Raw genomic sequence first — 5,428 nt, forward strand, 5'->3', positions numbered from 1 at the left:
GTACTTAAATTCCGTTCTTTATTTTGTGACCAAAGTACCATGGGCCACAAAAAAGCGATTAGGAATTTCAACAATAAAGTTCTCATTGGAGTTTAGATTTTAAGGCTTGAACTTCTGTTGCAGAAGCCGTTTCACTACCATCAGTTATGGCCGAAGAATGATAGAAAACTGCTTTGGTATTTTGTTGGATAATTTCGATATTGGACGAGCGCAAACCACCGCCGGGCATGATGGTAATTCGGTTATTGGTTTTGGAAACTAATTCGGCTAAACGATTCATACCTTCCGTTACATTTTGGGCTTGACCCGAAGTTAAAATCGTTTTAAATCCGCAATCAATGACTTGTTCCAAAGCTTGAAAAGGACTTTGGACTTCATCAAAAGCACGGTGAAACGAACATGGCAAAGGCTTGGCCAAATCGATTAAAGTTTTATTTTGTGCTAAGTTAATGGTGTTATCTTCTTTCAAAATTCCGAATACAAAACCGTCTACTTTTAATTCTTTTAAGTCTGAAATATCGGATTGCATTTGTTGAAACTCTTCTTCAGAATAAACAAAATGTCCTCCACGTGGTCGAATCATCACGTATAAATCGATAGTTAGATTTTCTCGAGCTTGCCTTACCATTTCAGAATCAGGTGTCGTTCCACCAACTTCAATTCCGGCACAAAGTTCCACTCTATCGGCGCCATTTTCTTGGGCGATTAGGGCTGAATCTAAGTTGAAACAGGCGATTTCTAATTTTTTATTCGAAGACATTAATAGGGCCACAGATTATACAGATTGAACGGATTAGCACAGAATTATTTTAAAAAGTAATCGGCATCAACCAACTTATTTCCGGAATTGTCGTTTACCGCATAGTTAAATCCGCCTTGAATGCAATAGGCACCGTAATTCCCTTGTTTATCCAAAGCGATAAAACCTACTTGGATGTCTTTGAGGTTTTTGTTGCGATTTTGAGTCAGTTTTACGATGCGCGACACGGCTTCTTCACAAGCCTGTTGTGGTGATTTTCCTTGTCGCATTAACTCGACTACCAAATGACAACCGGCAATTCGGATAACTTCTTCGCCGTGACCGGTGGCTGTGGCAGCTCCGATTTCGTTATCGACATACAAACCAGCGCCAATAATTGGTGAATCGCCTACTCTACCATGCATTTTAAAAGCCATACCGCTGGTAGTGCAAGCGCCTGATAAATTACCGTGAACATCCAAAGCAATCATGCCAATGGTGTCGTGGTTTTCAATATTCGCTATAGGTTTGTACTGACTGGTTTTGAGCCATCCCTTCCATTCTTTTTCGGAAGCTTCTACCAAAAGGTTTTCTTTTTTGAACCCTTGAGATAAGGCAAATTGCAATGCGCCATCGCCAACTAACATTACGTGTGGTGTTTTTTCCATCACAGCACGTGCTACTGAAATCGGATGTTTAATGTGTTCCAAAGCCGCTACCGAACCGATATTGGCAAATTCGTCCATAATGCAAGCGTCTAACGTAACTCTTCCGTCTCGGTCAGGTCTTCCGCCGTAACCTACGCTTCTTTCATTTGGGTCGCCTTCCGGAATTTTTACACCGGCTTCGACAGCATCGAGCGCACGTCCGTTGTTCTTTAAAATTTCCCATGCAGCGCCATTGGCTTGAACGCCGAAATTCCATGTGGATAGCACAATTGGCTTGTTGATTTTGCCTTTTGGTTTTGCCAAATTTTCTTCTTTGGAAGTAAAAGAATTTAACGCCAAAGCTACCGAACCCGCTGCTGCTGTTTTGAGAAAATTTCTTCTGTTTGACATATTATTCTACGGTTATTTCATCTGCAAAAAGCCACGCTTTGTTTCCGGCGCCGGGTTGTCCGTCGGGAATAGTGCCAAAGTTTTCGACCGTTACTTTTACAAATTGAATGTTTCTTTTATTACAATCTAAATTGATTTGACCTTTGCTTTTTTGAATTGCTTCAGCGGAAAAAGTGCCGACCGTTTCAAATTGTATCATATCTTCTGAAAGCTGGAATGTTATTTTTTGAGGAAAATAAATCCACGACGAAGGACTACTCAATAGTCCGATACCCAAGCGATTGATTTTTTGTTTGTTCCCTAAATCGATGGTTGCGATTAAATCGGTTCCCGAAAAACCCAACCAATTTTGTCCAAATTTAGCTTTATCCCCTTGAATCCCATCCACCAAGGTAAATCCGCCGCCTTTGGCATAATTGCCATTGGGTTGATTTTGTAGCGACACCAATTGACTGGTGGCTTTGTGAATGAAGAATGATTGTTGGGCGACATTGCTTTTGGCAAGATCATTTTCGAAATAAGCTGATGTAATCGTTTGTGATTTGGTGATTTCCAGTGGTTGATTGTAAATTTTGGATTGCGCTGTTGGATTAGTTCCATCGGTTGTATAGTGAATTCCGTTAGGTTGTTGATTGGTTTTCAACAAATACAATACCCCATTGCCGCCAGGTTTAGGCATTACGGCTGAAGTAATTTCAAAAATCGCCTTGCTGTAATTGATGCTTTTTTGGTCAAATCGCTTGAACTGTTGTATCATTCGTTTCTCGAAATCGGCATATTTCTCAGGATTTGATGTGCCCCAAAGCACTTCAGAAAGTGCCAACATCCTAGGGAAAATCATGTATTCGACTTGTTCAGGTGTGTTGATATATTCTGTCCAAACATTGGCTTGAGCACCCAAAATGTATTTAGATTCTTCGCCAGTTAGTTCTTTTGGAATGGGATTGAATTCATATACTTTTTCAACCGGAGTGTAACCTCCAATGGCCAATGGTTCATTTTTGGGGTTGCCTTGGTAATGGTCGAAATAACAATGCGAACCGGGCGTCATTACCACGTAGTGTTTTTGCTTTGCGGCTGCGATGCCTCCTTCAGTGCCTCGCCAACTCATTACGGCTGCATTCGGAGCCAAACCGCCTTCGAGGATTTCGTCCCAACCAATGATTTTTCGGCCTTTGGAGTTGACAAACTTTTCGATTCTTTGGATGAAATAACTTTGGAGTTCGTGTTCGTCATGCAATCCTTTTTCTTTGATTAAAGCTTGGCAATGCTGACAGCTTTTCCAGCGGGTTTTCGGACACTCATCACCGCCTACGTGAATGTATTGGGACGGAAATAAGGCGATGACTTCGGTTAAAATATTTTGTAGAAAAGTAAACGTTTCTTCCTTCGGACAAAACACATCGTCTAAAACACCCCATTGTTTTTCGACTTCAAATGGTCCGCCGGTACAAGAATATTGCGGATAGGCTGCTAAAGCGGCTACGGCATGTCCGGGCATTTCGATTTCGGGTACGACGGTAATGTGACGTTGTTTTGCATAAGCTACCACTTCTTTAATTTGGTCTTGGGTATAAAATCCGCCATAGCGTTTGTCGTCGTACTTTTGTTCGTTGTAATGGCCAATCATCGAACCGTTTCGCCAGGCACCGACTTCCGTAAGTTTAGGATATTGTTTGATTTCGATACGCCAACCTTGGTCATCGGTTAAGTGCCAATGAAAGGTATTGAACTTGTACATCGCTAAGTAATCGATATACTTTTTGACAAACTCTACGGAGAAGAAATGACGGGCGCAATCGAGGTGCATGCCGCGCCAGGCGTATTTGGGTTGGTCAAAAATATTTAGACAAGGTAAAACAAACGTTTCATTTTCATCAATTGGAACCAACTGAAGTAAGGTTTGGATTCCGGTAAAAAAACCTTGATTGAAAGGAGCTGTTATAATTACTTCTTTGGATGAAATGTTAATATTATATCTTTCCTTGCTCCAATAAGGATCAATCGGGTACATTTCTTTCAAAATGATTTTAGAATCTACATTTGATTTTGCAACAATGGCTAATTGTAAACCGGTTTGTTGTTTTATGGCTTGTTGCAAATATTGGGCTTCAAACATAGTGACATCCGCTTGGATTACTGTTTCCTTATTTAACACAAAATGCCCTTTTCGTATTTCAATCGATTCGGGTTGCGGAATTAGAGGCAATGAATTTTGTGAAAAGGCAATATTGAAAAATAATATAAAAAAGAAAGCAAATTTATTAGTCATGGAAGTGTTGTTTGTATTGGCTAATTTACACAAAAAAGACAAAAAAAATGCCCCGCAATTGCGAGGCATCTTTATTATATTAAAATCTTACGATTATTTCAAAGCATCCACTTTAGCTTTTACTTCGGCTTCAGTTCCTTCGATAATTTCTTCAGTTACTTTACCATTAATGGTTTTAGAAACAGTAGCTTTAAATTTTCCATTTTCAGTTTTTTCCATAAAAACCATTTTTGAAACTTCGTTTTTAACTACTCCTTTGAATTTTCCATTTTCATCGTACATAGCCATACATTTAGCTTTTTCTTCTGCTGAACAACCATTTTCGTCACACATTGCAGCACACTCTTCTTTGGTCATTGAAGCACATTTGCTCATATCGCATTTTCCTGTAGTGACACCTTTAACTTCACATGAAGCATTTGTACATCCTTTTTCTTCACACTCTGCTTTGCTCATTGAAGCACATTGTTCAGTTTTAGCACAACAAGAAGCTTTATCAGTTGCTGCACCTTCGGTATGTCCACCTAAAATTGGAGCGATTACCAATCCAATCAAACAAGTTAATTTGATTAAGATGTTCATTGAAGGACCTGAAGTATCTTTGAATGGATCACCCACAGTATCTCCGGTTACGGCTGCTTTGTGAGCATCAGAACCTTTGTAGGTCATTTCTCCGTTGATTTCAACACCAGCTTCAAATGATTTTTTAGCATTATCCCAAGCACCACCGGCGTTGTTTTGGAACACAGCCCAAAGTACACCAGAAACAGTAACTCCGGCCATATAACCACCTAACATTTCAGCGATTAATTTATTATCGTAACCAATCAACATCGGTAAAACTGCAATTAAAATTGGGAAACCAATAGTTAAAACACCAGGCAACATCATTTCTCTTAAAGCAGCTTTAGTAGAAATCTCCACACATTTGCCATATTCAGGTTTTCCTGTACCTTCCATGATACCCGGAATTTCTTTGAACTGACGACGTACTTCGTAAACCATGTCCATCGCAGCTTTACCTACTGAATTCATTGCCAAAGCAGAGAATACTACAGGAATCATACCTCCAACGAATAACATCGCTAATACAGGCGCCTTAAAAATGTTGATTCCATCAATTCCTGTGAACGTAACATAAGCCGCAAATAAAGCCAACGAAGTCAATGCAGCAGAAGCGATAGCAAAACCTTTACCTGTAGCAGCAGTAGTGTTACCTACTGAATCCAAGATATCTGTTCTTGTACGAACTTCTTTTGGCAACTCACTCATTTCAGCGATACCGCCTGCGTTGTCAGAGATTGGTCCGAAAGCGTCGATGGCTAATTGCATAGCCGTTGTGGCCATCATAGCTGAAGC

The 5,428-nt window shown here is 40.1% G+C and carries 4 protein-coding genes; all 4 read right to left on the reverse strand.

What is annotated here, in order from left to right; all coding sequences use genetic code 11:
• Positions 1–82: 82 nt before the first annotated feature.
• Positions 83–760: a copper homeostasis protein CutC gene (locus ACIQ32_RS11135; protein WP_396195762.1), complete on the reverse strand. Its 678-nt coding sequence runs from the start codon at positions 758–760 to the stop codon at positions 83–85.
• 44 nt (positions 761–804) lie between these two features.
• Positions 805–1,797 (reverse strand): isoaspartyl peptidase/L-asparaginase family protein, encoded by a 993-nt coding sequence (locus ACIQ32_RS11140; RefSeq protein ID WP_396195763.1) that lies wholly within the window; start codon positions 1,795–1,797, stop codon positions 805–807.
• A gap of 1 nt (position 1,798) precedes the next feature.
• Positions 1,799–4,069, reverse strand: a complete 2,271-nt coding sequence (locus ACIQ32_RS11145) for a beta-N-acetylhexosaminidase (RefSeq protein WP_396195764.1) — start codon at positions 4,067–4,069, stop codon at positions 1,799–1,801.
• A 93-nt stretch (positions 4,070–4,162) separates the two neighbouring features.
• The coding region (locus tag ACIQ32_RS11150; protein WP_396195765.1) for a sodium/proton-translocating pyrophosphatase at positions 4,163–5,428 on the reverse strand (1,266 nt) is incomplete at its 5' end.

The sequence above is a fragment of the Flavobacterium sp. genome (genome assembly GCF_044373165.1).
Classification (GTDB): Bacteria; Bacteroidota; Bacteroidia; order Flavobacteriales; family Flavobacteriaceae; genus Flavobacterium.